Below are 25,001 nucleotides of genomic sequence, written 5' to 3'. Positions count from 1 at the left end.
ACACGCTCCAGAGTTTTCTGATGCGCGCAGTGTACTACGGCTTACTCAGACCACAAACGGATAGCGCTGCGATCCAGGGTGGCAAGAATCACAGATAAGGCTTGTCCATTCGGCAGCGACAATTGCGGGGCAATTTCCAGCAGCGGCACCAGCATAAAAGCGCGATTGTGCATGTCGTAGTGCGGCACGGTCAGGCGCGGCGTGTTAATGGTCTGGTTGCCAAACAGCATGATATCGAGATCCAGCGTGCGCGGTCCCCAGCGTTCAGCTTTGCGCACGCGACCCTGTTCCAGCTCAATGCGCTGGGTATGATCGAGCAGCGCCTCAGCGTCTAGCGCGGTTTTCAGCGCCACTACCGCATTAAGGTAATCAGGCTGATCCGGCGGGCCGTACGGCGGCGTGCGATACAGGGAAGATGTGGCGATGCGCGAGGTATGCGGGATGGCATCGAGCGCGGCCAACGCTGCATCAACCTGATGCAGCGGATCGGCCAGATTACTGCCTAAAGCGAGGTAAACGCGGGTCATTGCGGACTGTTTGTGCGAGGCCCGGTTGGACGGCGACGCGGACGGCGCGGTTTACGGCGCGGGGCCGGATCGTCGCCCAGCGTGGTCATCATGGTTTTCTGCTGCACCGGTGCCGCCGCCTGGAACTCGCCCCACCAATGCGTCAGCTTTTGCAGCTCAGGATTGTTTTCCACGTCGGCACGCAGCGCCATCAAATCGTAAGCGGCACGGAACTTAGGATGCTCCATCAGCTTCCACGCACGTTTGCCGTGACGACGCGACATGCGCAGCTGCAGCTGCCAGATATCACGAATCAGCGTGGTGATACGCTTGGGAATCGCCAGCGCGCGGCAGGCTTCATCCAGCGTTTCGTTCATCGACAGGGCGAAAGCATCGTAATAGGTCAGGCCGCTTTCCTGCGCAATGCGTTCGGCGGATTCCAGCTGCGGATACCAGAACATTGCGGCAAACAGGAAGGCCGGATTGACGCGCATATCATTTTGCAAGCGGGTATCCGTATTTTTCAGAACCTGCGCCAGCATACGTTCCATCAGGCTGTCGCTTTCGGCGGTGAAACCGCGCGTCAGCATCGGGAACAGCGGCTGGAACAGCTGATATTCACGCATCATCTGATAGGTGCGGTAGCCGTAACCAGCCTGCAGCAGCTTGAGCGACTCTTCAAACATGCGCGCCGGCGGGATGTCATTCAGCAGCGTCGCCAGACGCGGAATCGGCTCGGCCGTTTCTGCCGCGATACGCATCTGCAGCTTGGCGGCGAAGCGCACTACGCGCAGCATGCGCACCGGATCTTCGCGGTAGCGCGTTTCCGGATCGCCAATCATGCGAATGATGCCTTCGTGCAAATCGTGCAAGCCACCGACGTAATCACGTACGGTGAAATCGGCCACGCTGTAATAGAGGCTGTTGATGGTGAGATCGCGGCGTTGGGCATCGTCTTCAATGCTGCCGAAAATGTTGTCGCGCAGCAGCATGCCGTTCTGGCCGCGCTGCGAGCTGTTGCGATCTTCTTCGCTCTCTTCATGATGATGACCACGGAAGGTGGCGACTTCGATCACTTCCGGACCGAACATCACATGTGCCAGACGAAAACGACGACCCACCAAACGGCAGTTGCGGAACAGCTTGCGCATCTGTTCAGGCGTGGCGTTGGTGGTGATATCAAAGTCTTTCGGCTTGCTGCCGAGCAGCAAATCGCGCACGCCGCCGCCAACCAGGTAGGCTTCGAATCCGGCTTTGTTCAGACGATAGAGCACTTTGAGGGCGTTTTCGCTGATATCTTTGCGTGAGATGTTGTGGCTTTCTCGTGGAATGACAGTCATCTGACCAGGACTTTCAGCTTCCACCTCTTCAGGCGCCTCCTCATCACGCTTGAGGACTCTCCGGCAAAAATTAGCGACTCGGGTAAAAATGGGACACCTCGACAGTGAGAAAAAGGGTGTTAATAAAATCAGCGGCTAATCATAGCCTGTTGAGAACCATTTAGGAATGGTGATGTCGTTTCATCCTCTTTAAGACCGTTCTGCAACGGAATCAGGCGGATATTCCACTGCGCGACGGCCTGTTTCAACAGGCTTTCCAGCGATTCATCCTGCCAGCCAGCCGAAACCGGCTGACCAAGAAAGCGTAAAGCCTGCACCAGCAGCGGCCGCGCATCGCCAGCGGGCAGCGCGGGCGCATGATTCTGCTTGGAAAGCTTGTTGCCATCGCGATTGACCGCCAGCGGCAAATGCAGATAATCCGGCACTGGCCAGGCAAACTGCTGATACAGCGCAATCTGGCGCACCGTGGGCTCAATCAAATCCGCGCCGCGCACGATTTCCGTTACGCCCTGAAAATGGTCATCAACCACCACCGCGAGATTGTAGGCAAACAGCCCATCACGGCGATGGATAATAAAATCTTCCTGCGCCAGCTGCGCTTCAGCCTGTAAATGGCCACGCAGGCGATCGTCAAAGCCGCTAACCGGCGCATGCTGACGCAGGCGCAGCGCGGCGTTGTCCGGCGGCAGCTGCAAATCGCGGCAGTGACCATCGTAAAAACCGCCCAGCTGCTGGATGCGGCTACGCGTGCAGGTGCAGAAGTAACTTTGTCGATGCGTTTGCAGCCAGCTTAGCGCGGCGCGATAGGCATCGTGGCGCTGTGACTGCCATAAAACGTCGCCATCCCAGTAAAGACCATAATGTTCCAGCTGCTGCAAAATACGCGTTGCGGCACCGGGAACTTCACGCGGGGGATCGATATCTTCGATGCGCACCAGCCAGCGTCCCTGTTGCGCGCGCGCACTCAGGTAACTGCCTAACGCAGCAATCAGCGAACCAAAATGGAGGTCACCAGAAGGGGAGGGAGCGAAACGCCCAATGCAGTTTGAAGGATTCATAACGAAGTGTACCGCACGTCGGGAAAACAGGGATTTTCCCGGCTGTGCGGTAGCAATTTGCTTACGGCCATTAGCCAGCCATCTGCTTCTCGCGGATTTCTGCCAGCGTTTTGCAGTCAATGCAGAGATCGGCAGTCGGACGCGCTTCAAGGCGGCGAATACCAATTTCTACACCGCAGGAGTCGCAGTAACCGAAATCGTCGTCATCCACTTTCTTGAGCGTTTTCTCAATCTTTTTAATGAGTTTGCGCTCACGATCGCGGTTACGCAATTCCAGGCTGAACTCTTCTTCCTGCGCAGCACGGTCGACTGGATCCGGGAAGTTGGCAGCTTCGTCCTGCATATGTGACACAGTGCGATCTACTTCATCCCGAAGTTGGTTGCGCCAGGCTTCCAGAATCTTACGGAAATGGCCTAGCTGGGCGTCGTTCATATACTCTTCGCCCGGTTTCACCTGATACGGCTCCACTCCAGCGATGGCGAGGATACTCAGGGACGATGTTTTACGGTTTTGCCCTTCTTGCATGTTGTTTCTCCTGGATAACACGCACTTCCCTAGATACGTCAAGTTGCATGTGCGTTGACTGTGTGCCTGCAACCTAAACGATTTAGGGCTTATCGATTCCCATAAAGGGAAAAAAACAGGCCGCTATAAATAGCAGAAGCCATCAAGGTTGGCAATTATTCCTGACCACTACTTGACAAGCCTCTGAACAATCGCGTATTCAGCGCCTCGCCCAGAACATTCCTATCACACCAAATTGCTTTAAATATTACAACGCTACGTTAATCGGTTGCGTAAGTAATATCTTTAACGGTGAAATTTGAGCTTGATACGCCAAAACTTCCACACCACCACGCTGCGCCTGTTCCAGTAGTTCTGCGTAGTGCACGTCGATATGGCGTGCCGGGGAAACGTCCTCAATCCCCGTATGCAGAACTGCGAACAACAAAACGGCTCGATGACCTTCTGCCACGATGGTGCTCAATTCGCGCAGATGTTTCTGTCCACGAGCCGTCACCGCATCCGGAAAATAGCCTTTACCTGCTTGTAAAAGGGTGACGGACTTGACTTCAATATAGCAGTTGGATCGGCCATCCGCTTGCAGCAGGAAGTCAATTCGGCTTTTTTCCGTGCCGTATTTCACTTCAGGCTGGCAGCGGCTGTAAGCGGATAATTCCGGAATCGTGTCGAGCGTCAGCGCCTCGCGCACCAGCTGATTGGCGCGCAGCGTATTCACGCAGATCCAGTGGCCTTGTTGGGTCTTGGTAAGTTCCCAACTGTGCGGATATTTCCGCGTGGCACTGCTGGATGTCGAATACCACACGGTATCGCCCGGCGTGGCGCAGCCGGTCATCGCGCCGGTATTGGCGCAGTGAATGGTCAGCGTTTCACCTTCTGGCGTAACCACATCGGCTAAAAAGCGTTTGTAACGGGCGATCAAACGGGCGGGTTTAAGCGGCGGATCGAATTCCATTTACTCTCCTGTGGATGATAGTAGCGGCCAGCGGGCCAGCGCCTGATAACGTGTGCGGCCGCGCGTCACGTTCGAAGCGAACAGCGCAAAATGGCGGATATCGGTGCGCCAGTGAAAACCGCGCGGCGGCAGCGCGATCTGTGACGCTGCTTGGCGCAACAGCGTGACGTGCGGATGAAACGGCTGCGGGCTCTGTGCGCAGCCATGACGTGCGGCTTGTGCGCGCAGCAGGCTGGCGAGCTGCAGTAATCCGCGCGGCGCCCGCTGACAACCGAGCCACACCACGCCGGGACGCGGCCAGTGACCGGCGTCATCCAAATCGAGGGCAAAACCGGGCTGTTCGATGCGTGAGGCCAGCAGCTGCAGCTTGCGTGACGTCTCATCGCTGGCCTCGCCGAGAAACGCCAGCGTCAGGTGCAGGTTAGCCGCCGCCACCGGTTTCCCGGCTTCGGCAGCAAAATTATCCGCGCGCCACTGCACCAACTGTTGCTGGAGCGGAGCGGGCAGTTCAAGAGCAAAAAACAGACGTTGCGTTGCCAGGTTGGCCTCCGGTAATCCGCGCCTCAGAGTGCTACAATGCGCGCCATCTTAGCACAGGCATTTTGGGAGTTGAGTTTGAGTGAGTTACCGGTAAGCGAGGTGCTGCCTACGTTGCTGGACGCGCTGGCGCAGTCGCCGCAGGTGTTGCTGGCGGCGCCGACCGGCGCAGGTAAATCGACCTGGCTGCCATTACAGCTGCTGCAACACGCCCCATTGCCCGGCCGCATCATCATGCTGGAGCCGCGCCGACTGGCGGCACGCAACGTGGCGCAGCGTCTGGCAGAACAGCTTGGCGAGCAGCCGGGCGGCATCGTTGGCTATCGCATGCGCGGTGAAAACTGCTGCGGTGCCAACACGCGCCTCGAAGTGGTCACCGAAGGCATTTTGACGCGCATGTTGCAGCGCGATGCGATGCTGGAAGGCGTCTCGCTGGTGATCCTCGATGAATTCCATGAACGCAGCCTGCAGGCCGATCTCGCGCTGGCGCTGCTGCTCGATGTGCAGCAAGGATTGCGCGACGATCTGAAAATTCTGCTGATGTCGGCCACGCTCGATAATCAGCGTTTGCGTCAGCTGCTGCCGGATGCGCCCTTTGTGGTCTCTGAGGGCCGCAGCTTCGCGGTCACGCGCCGCTATGCTTCGCTCAACAGCCAGCAACGTTTTGAAGAAGCGGTAGCGCGCGAGGTGGCGCAACTGCTGCGCGAAGAGTCAGGATCGCTGCTGCTGTTCCTGCCCGGCGTGGCGGAGATCGAACGGGTTAAGCGCGAGCTGGAAGCGCGGGTCAGTGACGAGGTGGATCTTTCTCCTTTATATGGCGCGCTGTCGCTGGAGGCGCAACGCCGCGCCATCCTGCCGTCTCCGGCGGGCCGCCGAAAAGTGGTGCTGGCGACCAACATCGCCGAAACCAGCTTGACCATCGAAGGTATCCGCTTAGTGGTCGATAGCGCGCTGGAGCGCTCGGCGCAGTTTGACGTGCGCAGCGGCGTGACGCGGCTGCAAACGCAGCGTATCAGCCAGGCGTCGATGACGCAGCGCGCCGGTCGTGCTGGTCGACTGGAACCTGGCATCTGCCTGCATTTACTGCCGCAAGAGCAGGCGCTGCGTGCGGCGGCGCAGAGTGAACCGGAAATTCTCAATAGCGATTTGACCTCGCTGCAGATCGATCTGCTGCAATGGGGATGTCAGAATGCGTCGCAGCTTATGTGGCTTGACGCGCCGCCGCCGCGCAACTTGCGTGCGGCGTGCGAGCGGTTAACCCAGCTAGGCGCGCTGGAGAATCACCAGCTCAGCGCGCGCGGTCGAAAAATGGCCGCGTTGGGCAGCGATCCGCGCCTGAGCGCGATTCTGGTGGCTGCCGGGCAAAACAACGATGCCATCGCCAGCGCCGCGCTGCTGGTGGCGATTCTGGAAGATCCGCCACGCAGCGGCAGCGTCGATCTGCGTGATGCGCTTAACCATCCGCAGTCGCACTGGCAGCGCCGCGCGCGTCAGTGGCAGAAGCGCCTCAACGCCAGCGGCGGCACCATTAATCCCGACCTGTTCCCGCAGCTGCTGGCCGCCGGTTTTGCCGATCGTCTGGCGCAGCGTCGTGGCGACAGCACGCGCTATCAGCTGGCGAACGGCATTGGCGCGATGCTTAACGAGCAGGATGGTTTGCGCCGCTATGAGTGGCTAATTGCACCGGCACTGCTGCAGGGCGCCAGCGCCGCCGATGCGCGCATGTTACTGGCGCTGCCGGTGGATATCGACGCGCTGCGCCGCGAATGCCCCACCTTAATTGAGCAGCGTACCGACGTGGAGTGGGACGAAGAGAAAGGCACTTTGCGCGCGTGGAAACGCGAACTGATCGGCGCGCTGGTCCTAAAAGCGCAGCCGCAGGCACGCCCGGAGGCGGAAATATTGCATCCGGCGATGCTGCGCTGGATCCGCGAAAAAGGATTGTCGGTGCTGGGCTGGAAAGAAGACGCCGAACAGCTACGCTTGCGGGTGCACTGTGCCGCGCAGTGGCTGCCGGAAGAGGCGTGGCCGGCGCTGGACGATGAAAGCCTGCTCGATACGCTTGAAAGCTGGCTGCTGCCGGAGATGAGCGCGGTACGCGATCTGAAAGGATTGCAGAGCATCAACCTTGTCAGCGCATTATTACATTTGCTGACATGGTCACAACGTCAGCGGCTGGATACTGTGCTGCCAACTCATTACACTGTGCCGACCGGAAGCCGCCTGCCGATCCGCTACGATGCAGAGAAGCCACCCGCGCTGGCGGTGCGGATTCAGGAGATGTTTGGCGAAGCACAGAATCCGGCGGTGGCCGATGGCCGCGTACCGCTGGTGTTAGAGCTGCTCTCGCCCGCGCATCGTCCGCTGCAGATCACCCGTGACCTCGCGGCGTTCTGGCGTGGTGCGTATCCCGAAGTGCAGAAAGAGATGAAAGGGCGCTATCCAAAGCATCCGTGGCCGGACGATCCGGCCAACGCCTTACCCACAAGGCGGACCAAGAAATTTTCATCGTGAAACGCTGTGGATCGAATTCAGAGGGTTCTGCCATGCGTCGCATGAGAAAGCAGTTAGAGTAACGGCCGCCGCCGTAGCAATACCTGGAGAATAAAAGCATGTCTGGGAACGATCGTGAACCTATCGGGCGCAAAGGAAAAGCGCCAAAGCCGCCGCGCAGCAGTGCGCGGCGGGGTCGCCGCAGGGAACTTGATGATGATATCGATCAGGACGATTTTGACGAAGAAGATGAGGAGAGTGGACCGGTGCCACCAAAAAGTAAAAAACGTCCGCCACGCGGTAAACGTCGCTGGTTAGGCTGGTTGATTAAACTCTTCCTGGTCTTTGTGGTGGTGATGGCCGCCTGGGGCGTCTATCTCGACTCGGAAATCCGCAGCCGCATCGACGGTAAAGTGTGGCAACTGCCGGCCGCCGTTTATGGCCGCATGGTCAGCCTTGAACCGGGCATGTCGTACGACAAAAAAGAGATGATTGCGCTGCTGGAAGGCACGCAGTATCGCGAAGTGTCACGCATTACCCGTCCGGGCGAGTTTAGCGTCAAAGGCAACACCATTGATCTGCTGCGCCGTCCGTTTGATTTCCCGGACAGCAAAGAGGGGCAGATCAACGCGCGCCTGACCTTTAGCAACAATGAGCTGAGCGAGATTAAAAATCTCGATACCGGCCGCGATTTTGGCTTCTTCCGCCTCGATCCGCGCCTGATCACCATGTTGCAGTCGCCGAACGGTGAACAGCGTCTGTTCGTGCCGCGCGCCGGTTTCCCGGATCTGCTGGTGAGCACCTTGATCGCCACTGAAGATCGCCACTTCTACGAGCACGACGGCATTAGCCCGTATTCGATTGGTCGTGCGTTCCTCGCCAACATCACCGCCGGTAAAGCGGTGCAGGGCGGTAGTACGCTGACGCAGCAGCTGGTGAAAAACCTGTTCCTCACCAACGAGCGTTCGCTGTGGCGTAAAGCGCGTGAAGCCTATATGGCGGTGATCATGGATGCGCGCTACAGCAAAGATCGCATCCTCGAGCTGTATCTCAACGAGGTGTATCTCGGCCAGACCGGTAATGACCAGATCCGCGGTTTCCCGCTGGCGAGCCTTTACTACTTCGGTCGTCCGGTGGATGAGCTGAGCCTCGATCAGCAGGCGATGTTGGTCGGCATGGTGAAAGGCGCATCGCTGTACAATCCATGGCGTAACCCGAAACTGGCGCTGGAGCGACGTAATCTGGTGCTGCGTTTGTTGCAGCAGCAGAACGTCATCGATCAGGAACTGTATGACATGCTGTCGGCGCGTCCGCTTGGCGTGCAGCCAAAAGGCGGCGTGATCACGCCTCAGCCGGCGTTTATGCAGATGGTGCGTAACGAGCTGCAGGCTAAGCTCGGCGACAAAATGAAAGATCTCTCCGGCGTGAAGATTTTCACCACGCTGGATGCGATTTCGCAGGATGCCGCAGAGAAAGCGGTGATTGAAGGTATTCCAACGCTAAAAAAACAGCGTGGCCTGAAAGATCTGGAAACCGCGATGGTGGTGGTGGATCGCTTCAGCGGTGAAGTGCGCGCCATGGTCGGCGGTGCCGATCCGCAGTTCGCCGGTTACAACCGCGCGCTGCAAGCACGTCGTTCGATTGGCTCGCTGGCAAAACCGGCCACCTATCTCACCGCGCTGAGCCAGCCGAACAGCTATCGCCTCAACAGCTGGATCGCCGATGAACCGATTGCGCTGAAACAGCCGAACGGCAGCATCTGGAAACCGATGAATGACGATCGTCGTTTCAGCGGCAAAGTGATGCTGGTGGATGCGCTGACCAACTCGATGAACGTGCCAACCGTCAACCTCGGTATGACGCTGGGACTGGATGCGGTGGTCGATACCTGGAACAAGCTCGGCGTGCCGAAAGATCAGCTGCATCCGGTGCCGTCAATGCTGCTCGGTGCGCTGAACCTGACGCCGATTGAAGTGGCGCAGGCGTTCCAGTCGATTGCCAGCGGCGGTAACCGCGCTGAGCTGTCGGCGGTGCGTTCGGTGATTGCGGAAGATGGCACGGTGCTGTATCAGAGCTATCCGCAGGCGCAGCGTGTTGAACCGGCGCAGGCGGCGTATCTGACGCTCTACACCATGCAGCAGGTCGCCGATCACGGTACTGCGCGTGCGCTGGGTGCGCGTTATCCTAAAGCGCATCTGGCTGGCAAAACCGGTACCACCAATGACCTGATCGATAGCTGGTTCGCCGGTATTGATGGCAAAGAAGTGGCGATTACCTGGGTTGGCCGCGATAACAACCAAACCTCGAAGCTGTACGGTGCCAGCGGTGCAATGCAGCTTTATCGTCGCTATCTCGACAACCAGGCGCCAATGCCGCTGGTGCTGACGCCGCCGGAAGATATCACGCAGATGAATATCGATTCTGCCGGTAACTTTATCTGCGGTACGGGCAGCAGCACATGGCGTTCGTTGCCGGTGTGGTCGCTGGATCCGAACGCGCTGTGTCAGCAGCAGCAAGAGCAGGTTCAGCAACAACAGCAGCAGTTGCAGCAGCAACAAGAGCAGCAACAGCAACAGCAGCAACAACATCAGCCACAGAATGAGCAGAAAGATTCTGACGGCGTGGCGGGTTGGATTAAAGATATGTTCGGCAGCAAATAAGTTGCTGAGAAAACACAGGGCGCTGCGGCGCCCTTTTTTATTGGGATAGGTGGTTAGCTGGGCTGATTCTTACAATTACTTTTGCGAATATCAATAACCATACCAGTACTTTGCGTCACGAGAACTTCCAGGCTTTTTACTGCAACGTCTCGTGCATGTAGCAGTGAATCTGCAGGTTCCTCGCCAAAATTAACGGTTCTCATCGGTGTGGCGGTACGCTCAGGATTAATGCAGTTCACTTTGACTTTATCCTCAATCCACTCTTCCGCCAGCGCCTGAGTCAGATTGACTACCGCAGCTTTTGCCGATGAGTAAAGGGCGTAAAAAGCCCGTCCACGAGTGTAAGAACTGGATGTGAAATTCAATAACATGCCGGAGTTGCAGATTAACCGCTCTTTTGCCGCAATTGCCACGTTTACGGCTCCCAGATAATTAATGTTAATCAGCGCCATCACTTCCTGCTGAGTAAGCGTGGCGAGCGGTTTCTTAATCAAGACACCCGCAGTGTTGACGATAAAATCAATATTGCCATGCTCGGCAACAATGTCAGTTAAATAGTTTTTTACGCTGTCGAGATGAGTAATGTCGATATCATTATGTGAACGACTGGCAATATGTACTTTGGCCCCGCACAGCGTGGCAACTTTCATCATCTCCAGACCAATTCCGCTACCTCCACCAAAAATAACCATATGCTTATCGCGCAGGAAATCGAGATTTGCAGAATTCAATGCGTGTGAGCTTTTCTCCTGCAGCAATTTTTCTGCGATAAAGAGATCAAGTGGATGGGTGATTTTAATATTGTTCTCATCGCCCTCTACGGTAATAACACGCGTTTCAGGCAGCATATTACGCAATACTCCGCAGTCGCAGGTAAACGTAAACTTACCCATGGCCGCTGCTTTCTCATAAGCCTGGCGAATTTTTTCCAGACGAAATGCCTGAGGGGTCTGGCCTCGGCGCATGCTGGCACGATGAGGAATATTGGCAATGCAGCCATCATCGTGAACTTCTACTAAAGTATCTGCTGAGGGGATCACCACATCTACGGCGTCAAAGGATTCAAGTGCATCTACGCATTTGCGAATAATAGTGTCGCTAATTAATGGACGCACGGCATCATGCAGTAAGATTTTACAATGACCGTCATAGTTGATAAGGGTTTTCAGCGCGGAATACGTTGAGTCAAAACGTTCCTTACCGCCGTTCACCACTTTACTCACTTTGTGCCACTGATTTTTTGCCACCAACTCCCACATGTAATCGATGTACTCATTTTGTGAGACGATAATAATTTCATCAATGTCGGCCGATTTTTCAAAACGTTCGATGGTGTATTCAATCACGGCACGTCCCGCTAACTTGGCGAATTGTTTTGGCTTGTCGCTGCCAAAGCGGGTGCCTGTACCGCCAGAAAGTATTATGGCTACATTTTTCATTTTTTATTCCGCCGCTTGCGGTCTGAGTGATGAACAAATAATTTCAGCGATTTTCTCGCCCGCTGTTTTCTCCTCTATCTGCAGTTCCTCACGCAGGACTTGTTCCCGGCGCACTTTCATTGCATCGTGACCCGCGACAATGTTGTCTACAAAGGTGAAAATATCCTTTTCACACCAGGCAACGTCGTAGGCGTCATAAATGAATTCTGCAGTGCGGTTCAAACCGTGACAGGTTTCGTGAGTGAGGTAGAGGATGGGTTTTTTCGACGGCAGATATTCCAGCAGGAAGGAACCGGCGTCCGCAATGAGTGCATCGGAACGCGCAAAAGTCAGCGTGTAATCATGCCCGAGATCCCACTCCAGATTGGTGTGTTGCTGCGATGCGCGCTGTAACTGCTGATAAAGAGTTTGTGCCGTTGGGTTGGCTTCACCTATCCATTGACTCAGCAGCGGATGGGGGCGAATGATCAGATGAATGTCTTGACGCTCAATCAGTTTTAAGAACGCCGAGCAGTAAAGGCTGAACGTGGTGTACATCTTCTGGTCGCCAGGCAGTACGAAATGCGGCGTCCACAGGAAGGTGGTTACCGTTTGAGCCGGCAGGTTATCCGTGAGATGGAAACGACGCTGATAGTGGTCAAATTTAGGATGGCCGGTAACGTGCACATGGCGATTTCCTGCCTGACACTGCAGCGCAAACTCAGTTTTATGTTTTTCCGAGCGGGCAAATATCCACGTCGCCAGATTTTGACAAAGCAAATTATATTGATACACCATGCTCTCTGCGCCAATTCCGGTATCGAGCGCATAAGGGATGTAAGCGATTTTCACGCCGCGCTCATGCAGGTAGTCGCTGCGAAAGGCTTCGGGGCGTGCTTCGTCGTAAGGGTTTTGCAAGAACACCACATCGGGCTGACGCTCCTCTAACTGGTAGTCTTCAAATCCTATGTAATCCAGCCCTCTTTCACGCAGAATCTCACGCTGAATATCGCCATTAACATCGCTCGCCTTCCAGTTCAGGTAAGGCACCACCACGATGCGGCAATCGAACGCGGGATTGGCCTGCATCGCCTCAATCACCGATTCAAAGTTCGTCCAACCCGGCGGCCACTGGAAGTAAAAGTCGACTTTAATTGGGCCTGAAGTGGAGGGTGTGAATTTGGCGGGCGCAACGATTTGACTCAACGGTTTTCTGAAGAGTGCGCGGTAATCTACCGTTCTATTTTCGATATCGCTTTTATCGAGCCGTTGTGCACCGGCATTGGGGAATACGCCCAGCCAAAGATCCTGCTGCATCAGGCTATTCCAGTGCACATCAAGGGCATATTGTGCCTGCGCACCACCTTGCAATTGCGCCTGCAGCGCCTCGCGATAGTTTTCAATCAGCGTGGTGTAATAGCGGTGATTTACGATATAGGCGCATGCACACCACGCGAAGTTAGCACGCACGATATAGCCCACGCTCTTTAACGGCGTGACTCGGCGATAATTGGCCGCCAGAAAAGCCACTTGCCAGTTGATTTGCGGCAGGGCGGCAAAGTAGCGGTTGAGATTGTCGTAGTTCTTCTGGCTTTCATTGAAGCTAAAATCATCCTCCAGAATCAGCACGCGCTCCCAGCCGTTATCGCGTGCCATCTCCAGCGCGGCGATATGCGATTGCGTGCAGCCGATGTAGCCCTTTTCATGCTTGATCGCCTCCAGGCGAACGATTTTTTCAGCGGTTAAACCCAGCTTTTTAAGTTGTTTAGTGATGCGGGTTAATCGGTCTTTGCGTTTCTTCAAATTGATGAAGACAACGCGATCAACAATGTTCCAGTTTATAGCGGTCATGAGTGTGTCTGCGGGAAGGAGAATGCAGGACATAAGCAATTAGCGGGCCATTTTTTTAAGTTTATGATTTTACTTGTTATCGTTGGTTTGGCGCTCCGTCGGGATGAAATAAACTTCCTCTGTGCGGCAATGCAATTTCCCGATTGCCGGCCTCCGCTCCTTTTATTGCTGATTTATTATTTGCGATCATGAATATGCGCGATCTGGCTGTAAACGCCGCGCTTACAGGCATTAATCGTTGCGAATATGACGCTATTTCGCCTAAAATCCGTGCGTCATAATAATCATTCTCGTTTGTATTCGCCTGCATCGACTTTTTTCGAGAGACCTCACTTATGAATACGCGAAACACTTATCCTTGTTTCTTACGCCCGCGTTCGCTGGCTTGGTTTATTTCAATGACTATGGGTACGTTCAGCGTGCAGGCGTTGGCAGAAGATACCGTGGTGGTTAGCGCCGATGGCGGCAGCGGAGTCGAGCAAGAGAAAGCGTGGGGCCCGTCGCCAACCATTGCGGCCAAACGCAGCGCCACCGGCACCAAAACCGATACGCCGATCGAGAAGAACCCGCAGTCAATCTCGGTAGTCACGCAGGAAGAGATGGCGATGAAAAACGTCACCAGCGTGAAAGGGGCTTTCAACTACACGCCAGGCGTGTTGACCGGTAACCGCGGTAGCTCCAATGTTATCGATGCGCTCTCTATTCGCGGCTTCAGCGAAACCAACACCAACCAATATCTTGATGGCCTGAAACTGCAGGGTGATAACTACTCTGAGTTTGCTATCGATCCCTATTTCCTTGAACGCGCCGAACTGTTGCGCGGTCCGGTTTCGGTGCTGTACGGCAAGAGCAATCCAGGCGGCGTGGTGTCGCTGGTGAGTAAGCGTCCGACGCAGGAGACGCTGCGTGATGTGCAGTTCCAGATGGGCACAAACAATCAGTTCTCCACGGGTTTCGATTTCGGCGGCTCGCTGGATGATGACGGCGTTTACAGCTATCGCCTGACCGGTCTCGCGCGCAGCGCCGATGCGCAGCAGGATATGAACAAAGAGAAGCGCTACACCATTGCGCCATCATTCAGCTGGCGTCCGAATGAGAATACGCGTTTCGATTTGCTGACCTACTTCCAGAACGAACCGGAAACCGGCTATTACGGCTGGTTGCCGCGTCAGGGCACCGTGGTGGGCATCACCCGTCCTGACGGCAGCAGTTACAAGCTGCCAACTAACTTTGATGAAGGCGAAGACAGCAACAAGATTTCGCGCAACACCAGGATGGTGGGCTACAACTTCGAGCACAGTTTCAACGACACCTGGACGGTGCGGCAGAATTTGCGGTATGCGGATCTGAGAACGGATTATCGCAGCATTTATGGCAATGGTTTTAATGCCGCAACACAGCAAATCACCCGCGGTTCAGCGGTTTCTGATGAAAAGCTCAACCAGTTTGCAGTCGACAACCAGGCGCAGGCCAAATTCACCACCAGTCAAATTGATCACACACTGTTGCTGGGTGTCGATTTCCAGCGCACGCGTAATGATATTGATGCGCAATTTGGTACCGCATCACCGCTGAATGCCGTTAATCCACAATATGGCGACGACAGCGTGACGCCGTTCCCTAATCCTTATCAGCACCTCAATAAGCAGCGCCAAACCGGTTTATACGCGCAGGATCAGATGGAGTGGAACCGCTGGGTGTTAACCCTCGGCGGTCGTTATGATTACGCGATGAACTCGGTCTATGATCGCGTAGCCAGTAGCGTTGATCGCCAGAACGATCAGGCTTTCACCTGGCGTGGCGGGCTGAACTATGTGTTTGATAACGGTATCGCACCTTACTTCAGCTACAGCGAAGCCTTCATTCCGAACTCAGGTTCAACTTATGATGGTCAAGCCTTTGATCCTTCCCGCGCGAAGCAGTATGAAGCCGGTGTGAAATACGTTCCTAAAGATCGTCCGGTGGTGTTGACGGCGGCGGTGTATCAGCTGACCAAAACCAAAAACCTGACGGCCGATCCGGATACCCTTAACCACCCAAATGCCAGCATTCAGAGTGGTGAAATCCGCTCGCGTGGCGTGGAGCTGGAAGCCAAAGCCGCGCTGAATGCCAACATCAATATGACCGCGTCTTATACCTACACTGATGCGGAATACACCGAAGACACTAACCTGAAAGGCAAAACGCCGGTGCAGGTGCCGAAGCATATGGCATCGCTGTGGAGTGATTACACCTTCCATGAAACGGCGCTGTCGGGCGTGACCGTGGGTGCAGGTGTACGTTATGTCGGCGAGAGCAAAGGGTTGTACGCCAGCGGCGACGATGTGAACCAAAACTTCGACGTAGCCGGTTACACCACCGTTGATGCCGCGCTGAAATACGATCTCGCACGCTTTGGCATGCCGGGCTCCACCATCGGCGTTAACGTCAATAACCTCTTCGATCGTGAATACGTCGCCAGCTGCTACCGCGACTACGCCTGCTACTGGGGCGCTGAGCGTCAGATTGTCGGTACTGCGACTTTCCGTTTCTAATCGTGTTACGCAGGTCGCCATCAATGGCGACCTGCAGATTAACCAGGGATTATCATGCAGCATCCGCACCACGCAGAAACCACCTTCAGGCTGGATAACGTCAGTTTTCGTGTGCCAGGCCGCACGCTGCTGCATCCGCTGTCTCTTACCTTTGCACCGGGCAAAGTCACCGCGCTGATTGGTCATAATGGTTCCGGCAAATCCACGCTGCTGAAAATGCTCGGTCGTCACCATGCGGCGAGTGAAGGGCGCGTGTTGCTGAATGAGGACGCGGTAGATAACTGGGGCAGCAAAGATTTTGCGCGTCAGGTGGCGTATCTGCCGCAGCAACTGCCCGCGGCGGAAGGCATGACGGTGCGCGAGCTGGTGGCGATTGGCCGCTATCCGTGGCACGGCGCGCTGGGCCGCTATGGTCAGGAAGATCGCGATCGGGTGGAAGAGGCGATTACGCTAGTGGGATTAAAGCCTTTTGCCGGGCGTCTGGTGGATAGCCTTTCTGGCGGCGAGCGCCAGCGTGCCTGGCTGGCGATGCTGGTGGCGCAGAACAGTCGCTGCCTGTTGCTGGATGAACCGACCTCGGCGCTGGATATCGCCCATCAGGTTGATGTGCTGGCGCTGATTCAGCGTCTCAGCCGCGAACGTGGGCTAACGGTGATTGCGGTGCTGCACGATCTCAACATGGCGGCGCGCTATTGCGATCGTCTGGTGGCATTGCGCGGTGGCGAAGTGATTGCCGAAGGAGGCCCCGAGGTGATCATGCAGGCCGATGTGCTGGGCAACATTTACGGTATTCCGATGGGCATTTTGCCGCATCCGCTTGGCGGCGCGCCCGTCAGTTTCGTTTATTAAGGCCTCGCCATGTTCGACATTTCTCGCCGCCGCCTGCTGATGGCGCTGGCACTTTCCCCGTTGATGTCTGCGTTGCCGCTGCGTGCCGCCGTGCCGGATGCGCAGCGCATTCTGGCGCTGGAGTGGCTGCCGGTGGAGCTGCTGATGGCGCTCGGCGTGACGCCACTCGGGGTGGCCGACATGCACAACTACAACATTTGGGTCGGCGATCCGCAGCTGCCGTCCAGCGTTATCGATCTTGGCTTACGCACCGAGCCCAATCTGGAGCTGATGACGCAGCTCGAACCTTCACTCATCCTGCACTCCAATGGTTATGGTCCGGCGCTGGATAAGCTGCAGCGCATCGCGCCAACCATGGGTTTTGACCTCAACAGCGGCGACGGCAAACCTCTCAGCACCGCGCGTCACTCGCTGCAGGCGCTCGGCGCACGTCTTGGCCGTGAAGCGCAGGCCGTGCAGCATCTGCAGTATGTGGATGAACAGCTGGCGGCGGCGCGTGAACGCCTCAGGCCGTGGGCCGATCGTCCGGTGCTGCTGATGTCGCTGATGGACAGCCGCCACGCGATTACCTTCGGTAAAAACAGTTTGTTCCTTGAGGTGATGGAGATCCTTGGCTTGAGCAATGCCTGGCAGGGCGAAACCAACTTCTGGGGCAGTGCAGTCGTTGGGCTGGAGCGGCTGGCGGAAGTGGGTGATGTGCAGGTGATCTGCTTCGATCACGATAACGATCGCGATATGCAGCAGGTGATGGCCACCGCGCTGTGGCAGGCGCTGCCGTTTGTGCGCGCGCAGCGTTTCCAGCGCGTGCCGGCGGTATGGTATTACGGCGCGACCTCTTCGGCGCTGAAATTTGTCCGCGTGCTGGAACACGCGCTGGAGTCGCACTGATGCGCAATCGTTTTTTTCCCGTCGCGCTATTGAGTACGGTGTTTCTGCTGGCGCTGGCCTTAACCGTGATCAATCTGCGCCAGGCGCTGCCGATCGATCAATGGTCGCAGGCGTTTTTTGCGCCTGACGTCAACAACATCCAGCAAGTGGTGTTTCATCACAGTTTGCTGTCGCGACTGGCGCTGTCGCTGCTGGTTGGCGCGGGCCTTGGCCTGGCCGGTTTGCTGTTTCAGCAGGTGCTGCGCAATCCGCTGGCGGAACCCACCACGCTTGGCGTGTCGTCGGGCGCTCAGCTGGGAATTACCGTCGCGACGTTATGGCATTTGCCGGGCGGCGAGTTCACGCAGCAGTTTGCGGCGATGGGCGGCGCGGTAATTGTCGGTATTTTGGTATTCGGCGTGGCCTGGGGCAAACGTCTGTCGCCGGTGACACTGATTCTGGCTGGGCTGGTGCTGAGTTTGTACGCCGGTTCGGTGAATCAAATCTTCGCGATCTTCAATCACGATCAGCTGCAGAACATGTTCTTGTGGAGCACCGGCGCGCTCAACCAGCTGGATGGACACAATGTGGCGCAGCTGTGGCCGCGTCTGCTGCTGGCGTTTGTGGTGGCGCTGGCGCTGCTGCGTCCGCTGACGCTGATGGGGCTCGACGATGGCGTAGCAAAAAACCTCGGTCTGGCGCTGTCGGCGGCACGTATAGCTGCGCTGGCGCTGGCGATTTTACTTAGCGCGCAACTGGTCAATGTTGCAGGCATCATCGGCTTTATCGGCCTTTTCGCGCCGCTGCTGGCGAAGATGCTCGGCGGGCGTCGCCTGATGAGCCGCATGATGTTGGCGCCGCTGATCGGTGCGCTGCTGCTGTGGTTGGCCGATCAGTGCGTGCTATGGCTGACCAGCCACTGGCGTGAAGTGTCTACCGGCACGGCGACCGCGCTGATCGGCGTGCCGATTCTGCTTTGGTTGCTACCGCGCCTGCGTACTGGATCGGTACCGCCAGCGCTAAATCAGGGCGATAGCGTGCCGGCTGAGCGGCAGAAGGTCTTACGCTGGTGTTTGATCGGATTGCTGATTCTGGGCGTATTGAGTTGGGTTGGCATCACCTTTGGCCGCGATGCGCACGGCTTTGCGTGGGTGGGCGGCGATATGCTGCAGCAGCTGCTGCCGTGGCGCGCACCGCGCGTATTGGCCGCGCTGATGGTGGGCATGATGCTCGGCGTGGCGGGTGCGCTGATTCAGCGGCTCACTGGTAATCCGATGGCGAGCCCGGAAGTGTTGGGCATCAGCTCGGGTGCAGCGTGCGGCGTGGTGGTGATGATGTTCTTCGTGCCGGGCGATGCGGTGGCGTGGCTGTTGCCTGCCGGTGCGCTGGGTGCGGCATTGACGCTGATGATTATTATGCTGGTGGCGAGTCGCGGCGGCTTTTCGCCAGAACGCATGTTGCTGGCGGGCATGGCGCTTAACAGCGCGTTTGTCACGCTTTTGATGGTGCTGCTGGCCAGCGGCGATCCGCGCATGGCGGGCTTGCTGAGCTGGATTTCCGGTTCAACCTACAACATCAATATGCAGCAGGCCGTGCAAAGCGCGGTCGTGGGTGTGGTGCTGATGGCGCTGGCGCCGCTGGCAAGTCGCTGGTTAACGTTGTTACCACTCGGCAGCGCTACCGCGCGTTCAGCGGGCATGGCGCTCACCACCTCGCGCCTCAGCCTGCTGCTGCTGGCGGCGGCATTAACCGCCACGGCAACCTTGACCATCGGGCCGCTGAGCTTTATCGGGCTGATGGCGCCGCATATCGTGCGCATGCTCGGGTTCCGCCGTGCGTTACCACAGGTGTTGATGGCCGGTTTGTTGGGCGGCGGCTTGATGATTTTCGCCGACTGGTGCGGCAGGATGCTGGCGTTTCCGGATCAAATTCCAGCCGGGTTGATGGCGACCTTCTTTGGTGCGCCGTATTTTATCTGGCTGTTGCGGCGGGCGTAATCAGGGTAACCCGGAATGGCGACTCCACAACGACGGTAGAGTGCGCCATTCAGACGGTTTTAAAGTTTCGCGAAGCTGCGGCGTGCCGCATCGATGGTGCGTTGAATATCTTCTTTACTGTGCGCCAGCGACATAAAGCCCGCTTCAAAAGCAGATGGCGCAAGGTAAACGCCTTCTTCCAGCATCAGGTGGAAGAAACGCTTAAAGCGCTCAACGTCACACTGAGTGACGTCCTGATAGCAGGTCACTTCATCGGCATCAGTGAAGAAAATCCCGAACATACCGCCCACGTGGTTGATCACCAGCGGAATATTTTCGGCTTTCGCTGCGGCCAGCAGGCCTTGTGCTAACTGCGTGGTCAGATCGGTCAGCGTGCTGTGGGTGCCAGGCTGCGCAATTTGCGACAGACACGCGAAGCCCGCCGCCATGGCAATCGGGTTACCGGACAAGGTACCGGCCTGATAAACCGGACCGGTTGGTGCCAGCGCATCCATCACATCACGACGACCACCAAAGGCACCGACCGGCATGCCGCCGCCGATGATTTTACCGAGACAGGTCAGGTCTGGCGTCACGTCGTAATAGGCCTGAGCACCGCCTAATGCAACACGGAAGCCGGTCATCACTTCGTCGATAATCAGCAGCGCACCGAATTCGTCACACAGCGTACGCAGGCCTGGCAGGAAGTCTGGCTGCGGTGGAATGCAGTTCATGTTGCCCGCTACCGGCTCAACGATGATGCAGGCAATATCCTCAGGATACTGCTCGAAAGCCGCACGCACGGTGCTGAGATCGTTATAGGTGCAGGTCAGCGTGTGCTTAGCGAAATCGGCCGGTACGCCCGGCGAGTTTGGCTGGCCGAGCGTCAGCGCGCCGGAGCCGGCTTTCACCAGCAGGCAGTCGGCGTGGCCGTGATAGCAGCCTTCGAACTTAATGATTTTGTCGCGATGGGTGAAGCCGCGCGCCAGGCGAATGGCGCTCATGGTGGCTTCGGTGCCGGAGTTAACCATGCGCACCATGTCCATGCTTGGCACCAGCTCGCACACCAGCTCGGCCATTTTCACTTCCATCTCGGTTGGCGCGCCGAAGCTCAGACCGCGCGCAGCCGCTTCAATCACTGCGTTACGGATGTTGGCGTTGTTATGACCCAGCACCATCGGGCCCCACGAACCGACATAATCGATATAGCCTTTGCCGTCGGCGTCATACAGATACGCACCGTCAGCGCGTTCGATGAACAGCGGCACACCGCCCACACCGGTAAATGCACGTACCGGGGAGTTCACACCGCCGGGGATCAGGCGTTGCGCTGCGGCATACAGGTTTTCTGACTTACTCATTGTTCTGCTCCTGCTGTTCGGGAAAAAATCTGGCGCCATTCTACGGGAATAACGGCTTGCGCTAAAGTTTAGGGTATATACTTTCCTGCGCATGCGGCGGCACACAGTGTCAAGCGTGACACTTGATTGCACTGGACGGCTGGCAGATAATAGCGAGATTAAGGTCGTTTTCTGACCTCGACGTTTACCCGGAGTAAAAGATGAGTGACGACTTAGCAGCGCTGCCTTTGCAATTTACTGATGCAGCAGCAAAAAAAGTGAAAAACCTGATTTCTGATGAAGAAAATCCCGAGCTGAAATTGCGCGTTTACATTACCGGCGGCGGTTGCAGCGGTTTCCAGTACGGCTTCACGTTTGACGATCAAATGAATGACGGTGACATGACCATCGAGAAACAAGGCGTGGCGCTGGTGGTGGATCCGATGAGCCTGCAATATCTGGTGGGCGGTTCCGTGGATTACACCGAAGGCCTGGAAGGTTCACGTTTTATCGTGACCAACCCGAATGCCAAAACCACCTGCGGTTGTGGTTCTTCCTTCAGCATCTAATGCTGCTTCTGGCTGCCGTTCTGGTAGCCAGATTCCTACCACTCAATAGTCACTAAACGCGCAGATTCGCGGCGTTTAGCATCGCGTTTTAATACTCGTTCGGTAATGCGCGGCTGCGCGCTGAAGTGACGTCCACAATCCACTTTGGGCAGAGAGTGTTCACTCTGGCGTGAGATATCGCAACGCGAGAATAATGTTAAGGTAGCGGCAATAGAGCCGGTCGACGTGGCCGCACTCAGAGGTGCAGCGATCACGAGCCCTATGGCCAGCAGCAGTGCTCTGGTCATGAATAGTTCCTGGTGAAGACAAAATTGCGCTAAGCGCTAAAAAAGGGCACAGAGCATACGTGGCCGCTGTGCCTTGTATTATGATTTACGACAACTTATGCCGAATCTTTAATCTTAATTAGTGCTTTTTTTCGTCGGATGTAAATCTGCACACAGCTGTTTCGCTGCCAGCAGCATGCGAGGCCCCGGACGGCTCAGCCAGTCGTCATTGATGGCGATCACCGGCACATCCAATTGCGGCTGCCAATATTGCGCGATGCTGGCGGCCCGAGCGGCATCACCCCCGATGACAATCGCCTGCGGATGGCGCATCAGCACCTGTTCGCGGCTCACCTGCGGCCAGCTAACGCTGCTATCGGCAAAAATATTCCTGCCGCCGCACAGCTCAATGACCTGGTTTTGCATGGTGTTACGCGAAGCCGTAAACAGCGGCTGCTGACCAAACTGCAAAAACAGCGGCAGCGGCGTACTTTGCTGATACTGCTTGCGCAGCGCCGCTTCCTGCGCGCGTAATGCCTGCGCCGCATCGATGGCTTGCTGCGGCTGCGGACTCCAGCGCTGTAACGCCGCCAGCGCATCGATCATTTGGTCAATGGTTTGCGGATCGATCCACTCAACCTTGACCCCGAAACGCTGCAGCTGTTCAATTTGCCGCTGTGGATTACCGCCGCGCCACGCCAGCACCACATCCGGCTTCAGTTGCAGAATGCGTTCCACTTTAATGCCTTGCCAGTTCGCCACCTGTTCCAGCGCGTTGGCCTGCGCGGGATAATCGGAGAAGGCGCTGACGGCGAGCGGCGTAATGCCTGCGGCGAAGGCCAGTTCCGTCAGATGGGGCGAAAGAGTGATGACGCGCGGCGCGGCAGCGAACAGGCTGTTGCACAGCAGCAACAGCCCAAGCAGCAGGATTTTAGCCACGCGCCAGCTGAACCAGCAGGTTTTCAACCATCAGTGAAGATTGTTTTGCCGCAACACTGAGGAACTCATCGAAGCTGAGGTGTGATTCCTGATCGGCAACGTCAGAAATGGCGCGCACCACCACAAATGGCACCTTGAACTGATGGCAAACGTGACCAATTGCGGTCGCTTCCATCTCCACCGCAATCGCCTGCGGGAAGGTGGTGCGGATGCGTTCCAGTGGTGCAGCGCCGTTGATAAACGCATCGCCGCTCACTACCAAACCACGTACCGCGTTGAGGTCGAGCTGCTTGATAACCATTTCAGCGGCGGCAATCAGTTTGTCATCCGCCACGAAAGCGGCGGGGCAGCTGGCCATCTGGCCTGGCTCGTAACCGAAGGCGGTGACGTCGGCATCGTGATAGCGCACTTCATCCGACACCACGATATCGCCCACTTTCAGCGTTGGCGCCAATCCGCCGGCAGAACCGGTGTTGATTACCACATCCGGCTTGCACAGCTGAAGCAGCAAGGTGGTGCCGAGCGCGGCAGCCACTTTGCCGATGCCTGATTTCAGCAGCGCCACCTCAACACCATTCAGCGTACCGGTGTAAATTTCGCAGCCGGCCAGCGTCAGTGTCTGGCGGTTTTCGATTTTGTCACGCAGCAGTGTAACTTCCTGCTCCATCGCGCCAATAATGCCTACTTTCATAAGAATCTCGCTAATTTAATGGATGTAACCCGCAAAAGTGAGGCATAGTCTAACATGGCTGATTGAGGAAGAATTCACGAAAAAATAAGGGGTAATTATGGCGACGATCAATTTCAGGAAGAAGATCAGTTTCACCCGCCCTTATACCAGCCGCAAAGATCCCGAAGGGGAATACTTTATTACCCGCCACTTTGAAAGCGATCGCGGACGTATTATTAACTCCGCCGCCATTCGTCGCCTGCAACAGAAAACCCAGGTATTCCCGCTCGAGCGCAATGCGGCGGTGCGTTCGCGTCTAACGCACTCGCTGGAAGTGCAGCAAACCGGGCGATATATCACCAAAGAGATTCTGCAAGCGCTGAAAACCCAGGGCGGCGGGCTGGCGAATTATGGGCTGGATGAGTTTGAAGGTGCCTTCGAAAGCCTGATTGAGATGGCCTGTTTACTGCACGATGTCGGCAATCCGCCGTTTGGTCATTTTGGCGAGGCGGCGATCAATGACTGGTTCGACGAAAATCTGCCTGCCGAGCTGGTCGATCCGCTGGTGGCGGGCGTTGCCGATGAGGCTGAGCGCGCCGCTTTTGACCAGTTGAATGCAATGATTCGTCAAGATTTATGCCATTTCGAGGGTAACGCGCAGGCGATTCGCCTGGTGCATACGCTGCTGCAACTCAATCTCAGCTATGCGCAGGTCGCCTGTATATTGAAATATACCGCGCCCGCATGGTGGCAAGGCGATAAACCGGCCGAATTTAGCGTATTAATGAAAAAGCCGGGCTTCTATTTATCTGAGCGAGAATATGTGGCTGAGTTGCGTGAAGCGACCAATATTAAACAGCACCATCGTTTCCCGCTTACCTGGATAATGGAAGCCGCCGACGATATCTCTTATTGCATTGCCGATTTGGATGACGCCGTAGAAAAAGACATCTTCCACGTTGAAACGTTGTATAAGCATTTATTGGATGCCTGGGGCGCGGTAAAAAACGGCGATGTTTTCAGCCGCACTATCGGTGATGCCTGGAAAGAGGCTAATCAGAAAAAACGCCGCAGTATCAGCGATCAATTCTTTATGTCATTGCGGGTTAACGTGCAAAACGTGCTGGTTAGCCATGCGGTTAAGCGTTTCATCGACAACTTACCGGCTATTTTCGAAGGCGATTTTAATCACGCTTTACTGGAAGATGATGGTGAAGAAGGGCGTTTGCTGAAACTATTTAAAACGGTCGCGCGTCAGCAGGTGTTTAATCATCCGGAAGTTGAACAACTGGAATTGCAGGGTTATCGGGTAATTAAAGGTTTGCTCGAAATATATCAGTCACTGCTGTTGCTGGATTACGAGCAATTTACCACCTTGATGAACGAAGACTTTCTGGCAAAGCATCCGATTGAAACCCGCTTGTTTCACAAGCTTTCCGGCAAACATCGAAAGGCCTATCAACAACACATGCGCTCATTAATTGTTGAGCATAAATATCAGCGCTTGTTGTGGGAACGTTATTATCGTGCGCGCCTGATTCAGGACTACATTAGTGGGATGACGGACAATTATGCCTGGGATGAATATCGTCGTTTAATGGCGGTTGAATAAGCGCACAATTGTAAAGATGAAGAACAATTTTTTACCTT

The 25,001-nt window shown here is 56.1% G+C and carries 20 protein-coding genes; 8 read left to right on the top strand and 12 right to left on the bottom strand.

Annotated features, from left to right (window positions below):
* Nucleotides 1-41 precede the first annotated feature (41 nt).
* The 6 genes from folK to thpR all read right to left on the bottom strand — a co-directional run bounded on the left by folK (nucleotide 42) and on the right by thpR (nucleotide 4,922).
* Complete coding sequence (folK, locus tag KVT28_RS14660) at nucleotides 42-527, bottom strand: 2-amino-4-hydroxy-6-hydroxymethyldihydropteridine diphosphokinase (protein WP_217549067.1); 486 nt, start codon at nucleotides 525-527, stop codon at nucleotides 42-44.
* Nucleotides 524-1,936 carry a polynucleotide adenylyltransferase PcnB gene (gene pcnB / locus KVT28_RS14655; RefSeq protein ID WP_206098210.1) on the bottom strand — a complete coding sequence of 471 codons (1,413 nt, stop codon included), beginning with the start codon at nucleotides 1,934-1,936 and terminating at the stop codon, nucleotides 524-526. The genes folK and pcnB overlap by 4 nt, the downstream gene beginning before the upstream one ends.
* Before the next feature lie 38 nt (nucleotides 1,937-1,974).
* Nucleotides 1,975-2,904, bottom strand: coding sequence for a tRNA glutamyl-Q(34) synthetase GluQRS (gene gluQRS, locus KVT28_RS14650; RefSeq protein ID WP_101762066.1), 930 nt, complete (start codon nucleotides 2,902-2,904; stop codon nucleotides 1,975-1,977).
* 70 nt (nucleotides 2,905-2,974) lie between these two features.
* Nucleotides 2,975-3,430 (bottom strand): RNA polymerase-binding protein DksA, encoded by a 456-nt coding sequence (gene dksA / locus KVT28_RS14645; RefSeq protein WP_007888770.1) that lies wholly within the window; start codon nucleotides 3,428-3,430, stop codon nucleotides 2,975-2,977.
* 247 nt (nucleotides 3,431-3,677) lie between these two features.
* Entirely contained in the window at nucleotides 3,678-4,382 is a 705-nt protein-coding gene (gene sfsA, locus KVT28_RS14640; RefSeq protein WP_192412363.1) for a DNA/RNA nuclease SfsA, read from the bottom strand.
* Nucleotides 4,383-4,922, bottom strand: coding sequence for an RNA 2',3'-cyclic phosphodiesterase (thpR, locus tag KVT28_RS14635; protein ID WP_217549335.1), 540 nt, complete (start codon nucleotides 4,920-4,922; stop codon nucleotides 4,383-4,385). It abuts the gene before it with no gap.
* A gap of 36 nt (nucleotides 4,923-4,958) precedes the next feature.
* On the opposite strand from thpR, the gene hrpB reads away from it, so the two are divergent.
* Together hrpB and mrcB are read left to right on the top strand one after the other, a co-directional pair.
* The gene (gene hrpB / locus KVT28_RS14630) at nucleotides 4,959-7,433 is read left to right on the top strand and encodes an ATP-dependent helicase HrpB (protein ID WP_217549065.1); all 2,475 of its coding nucleotides are present in this window, start codon (nucleotides 4,959-4,961) and stop codon (nucleotides 7,431-7,433) included.
* Between the two features lie 98 nt (nucleotides 7,434-7,531).
* Nucleotides 7,532-10,072 carry a bifunctional glycosyl transferase/transpeptidase gene (gene mrcB, locus KVT28_RS14625; protein WP_217549063.1) on the top strand — a complete coding sequence of 847 codons (2,541 nt, stop codon included), beginning with the start codon at nucleotides 7,532-7,534 and terminating at the stop codon, nucleotides 10,070-10,072.
* Between the two features lie 53 nt (nucleotides 10,073-10,125).
* Here mrcB and KVT28_RS14620 read toward each other — a convergent pair whose 3' ends face one another.
* Nucleotides 10,126-11,511 (bottom strand): bifunctional cytidylyltransferase/SDR family oxidoreductase, encoded by a 1,386-nt coding sequence (locus tag KVT28_RS14620; protein WP_217549061.1) that lies wholly within the window; start codon nucleotides 11,509-11,511, stop codon nucleotides 10,126-10,128.
* Between the two features lie 3 nt (nucleotides 11,512-11,514).
* On the bottom strand, nucleotides 11,515-13,341 hold the full coding sequence (locus KVT28_RS14615) for a glycosyltransferase family 25 protein (RefSeq protein WP_217549059.1): 1,827 nt from the start codon (nucleotides 13,339-13,341) through the stop codon (nucleotides 11,515-11,517).
* A 335-nt stretch (nucleotides 13,342-13,676) separates the two neighbouring features.
* Here KVT28_RS14615 and fhuA point away from each other — a divergent pair, with 335 nt between their 5' ends.
* From fhuA to fhuB, 4 genes are read left to right on the top strand one after another with little or no spacing between them, the layout of a single operon-like run.
* Entirely contained in the window at nucleotides 13,677-15,875 is a 2,199-nt protein-coding gene (gene fhuA, locus KVT28_RS14610) for a ferrichrome porin FhuA (protein WP_217549057.1), read from the top strand.
* 54 nt (nucleotides 15,876-15,929) lie between these two features.
* On the top strand, nucleotides 15,930-16,724 hold the full coding sequence (fhuC, locus tag KVT28_RS14605; protein ID WP_007888799.1) for a Fe3+-hydroxamate ABC transporter ATP-binding protein FhuC: 795 nt from the start codon (nucleotides 15,930-15,932) through the stop codon (nucleotides 16,722-16,724).
* Between the two features lie 9 nt (nucleotides 16,725-16,733).
* Nucleotides 16,734-17,612: a Fe(3+)-hydroxamate ABC transporter substrate-binding protein FhuD gene (fhuD, locus tag KVT28_RS14600; RefSeq protein WP_217549055.1), complete on the top strand. Its 879-nt coding sequence runs from the start codon at nucleotides 16,734-16,736 to the stop codon at nucleotides 17,610-17,612.
* Nucleotides 17,612-19,588: a Fe(3+)-hydroxamate ABC transporter permease FhuB gene (gene fhuB / locus KVT28_RS14595; RefSeq protein ID WP_217549053.1), complete on the top strand. Its 1,977-nt coding sequence runs from the start codon at nucleotides 17,612-17,614 to the stop codon at nucleotides 19,586-19,588. The genes fhuD and fhuB overlap by 1 nt, the downstream gene beginning before the upstream one ends.
* A 59-nt stretch (nucleotides 19,589-19,647) precedes the next feature.
* Here fhuB and hemL read toward each other — a convergent pair whose 3' ends face one another.
* Entirely contained in the window at nucleotides 19,648-20,928 is a 1,281-nt protein-coding gene (hemL, locus tag KVT28_RS14590) for a glutamate-1-semialdehyde 2,1-aminomutase (RefSeq protein ID WP_101762056.1), read from the bottom strand.
* A 200-nt stretch (nucleotides 20,929-21,128) separates the two neighbouring features.
* Here hemL and erpA point away from each other — a divergent pair, with 200 nt between their 5' ends.
* A complete protein-coding gene (gene erpA / locus KVT28_RS14585) occupies nucleotides 21,129-21,476 on the top strand; it encodes an iron-sulfur cluster insertion protein ErpA (protein WP_007893884.1) in 348 nt (115 codons plus the stop codon).
* Between the two features lie 35 nt (nucleotides 21,477-21,511).
* On the opposite strand, the gene KVT28_RS14580 is transcribed toward erpA, so the two are convergent.
* The 3 genes from KVT28_RS14580 to mtnN form a co-directional block, all read right to left on the bottom strand.
* Complete coding sequence (locus KVT28_RS14580) at nucleotides 21,512-21,763, bottom strand: hypothetical protein (RefSeq protein WP_101762055.1); 252 nt, start codon at nucleotides 21,761-21,763, stop codon at nucleotides 21,512-21,514.
* A 114-nt stretch (nucleotides 21,764-21,877) separates the two neighbouring features.
* Nucleotides 21,878-22,681: a vitamin B12 ABC transporter substrate-binding protein BtuF gene (gene btuF / locus KVT28_RS14575; RefSeq protein ID WP_101762368.1), complete on the bottom strand. Its 804-nt coding sequence runs from the start codon at nucleotides 22,679-22,681 to the stop codon at nucleotides 21,878-21,880.
* Nucleotides 22,674-23,372 carry a 5'-methylthioadenosine/S-adenosylhomocysteine nucleosidase gene (gene mtnN, locus KVT28_RS14570; RefSeq protein ID WP_101762054.1) on the bottom strand — a complete coding sequence of 233 codons (699 nt, stop codon included), beginning with the start codon at nucleotides 23,370-23,372 and terminating at the stop codon, nucleotides 22,674-22,676. The genes btuF and mtnN overlap by 8 nt, the downstream gene beginning before the upstream one ends.
* A gap of 97 nt (nucleotides 23,373-23,469) precedes the next feature.
* Between mtnN and dgt the strand changes: the two genes are divergently transcribed.
* Nucleotides 23,470-24,963, top strand: coding sequence for a dGTPase (gene dgt, locus KVT28_RS14565; RefSeq protein ID WP_101762053.1), 1,494 nt, complete (start codon nucleotides 23,470-23,472; stop codon nucleotides 24,961-24,963).
* Nucleotides 24,964-25,001 lie beyond the last annotated feature (38 nt).

It is taken from the genome of Pantoea sp. GbtcB22 (assembly GCF_019091025.1).
Classification (GTDB): Bacteria; Pseudomonadota; Gammaproteobacteria; order Enterobacterales; family Enterobacteriaceae; genus Pantoea; species Pantoea leporis.
Note: the sequence above shows the minus strand (reverse complement) of the source record. Positions and strands in the feature narration are given on the sequence as shown.

Coding starts and splice junctions, on each gene's coding strand:
- mtnN (WP_101762054.1), bottom strand. CDS start 23,372: ATGAAAGTAGGCATTATTGGCGCGATGGAGCAGGAAGTTACACTGCTG.
- fhuC (WP_007888799.1), top strand. CDS start 15,930: ATGCAGCATCCGCACCACGCAGAAACCACCTTCAGGCTGGATAACGTC.
- gluQRS (WP_101762066.1), bottom strand. CDS start 2,904: ATGAATCCTTCAAACTGCATTGGGCGTTTCGCTCCCTCCCCTTCTGGT.
- KVT28_RS14615 (WP_217549059.1), bottom strand. CDS start 13,341: ATGACCGCTATAAACTGGAACATTGTTGATCGCGTTGTCTTCATCAAT.
- KVT28_RS14580 (WP_101762055.1), bottom strand. CDS start 21,763: ATGACCAGAGCACTGCTGCTGGCCATAGGGCTCGTGATCGCTGCACCT.
- fhuB (WP_217549053.1), top strand. CDS start 17,612: ATGCGCAATCGTTTTTTTCCCGTCGCGCTATTGAGTACGGTGTTTCTG.
- sfsA (WP_192412363.1), bottom strand. CDS start 4,382: ATGGAATTCGATCCGCCGCTTAAACCCGCCCGTTTGATCGCCCGTTAC.
- mrcB (WP_217549063.1), top strand. CDS start 7,532: ATGTCTGGGAACGATCGTGAACCTATCGGGCGCAAAGGAAAAGCGCCA.
- hemL (WP_101762056.1), bottom strand. CDS start 20,928: ATGAGTAAGTCAGAAAACCTGTATGCCGCAGCGCAACGCCTGATCCCC.
- dgt (WP_101762053.1), top strand. CDS start 23,470: ATGGCGACGATCAATTTCAGGAAGAAGATCAGTTTCACCCGCCCTTAT.
- dksA (WP_007888770.1), bottom strand. CDS start 3,430: ATGCAAGAAGGGCAAAACCGTAAAACATCGTCCCTGAGTATCCTCGCC.
- hrpB (WP_217549065.1), top strand. CDS start 4,959: ATGCGCGCCATCTTAGCACAGGCATTTTGGGAGTTGAGTTTGAGTGAG.
- KVT28_RS14620 (WP_217549061.1), bottom strand. CDS start 11,511: ATGAAAAATGTAGCCATAATACTTTCTGGCGGTACAGGCACCCGCTTT.
- folK (WP_217549067.1), bottom strand. CDS start 527: ATGACCCGCGTTTACCTCGCTTTAGGCAGTAATCTGGCCGATCCGCTG.
- erpA (WP_007893884.1), top strand. CDS start 21,129: ATGAGTGACGACTTAGCAGCGCTGCCTTTGCAATTTACTGATGCAGCA.
- fhuA (WP_217549057.1), top strand. CDS start 13,677: ATGAATACGCGAAACACTTATCCTTGTTTCTTACGCCCGCGTTCGCTG.
- fhuD (WP_217549055.1), top strand. CDS start 16,734: ATGTTCGACATTTCTCGCCGCCGCCTGCTGATGGCGCTGGCACTTTCC.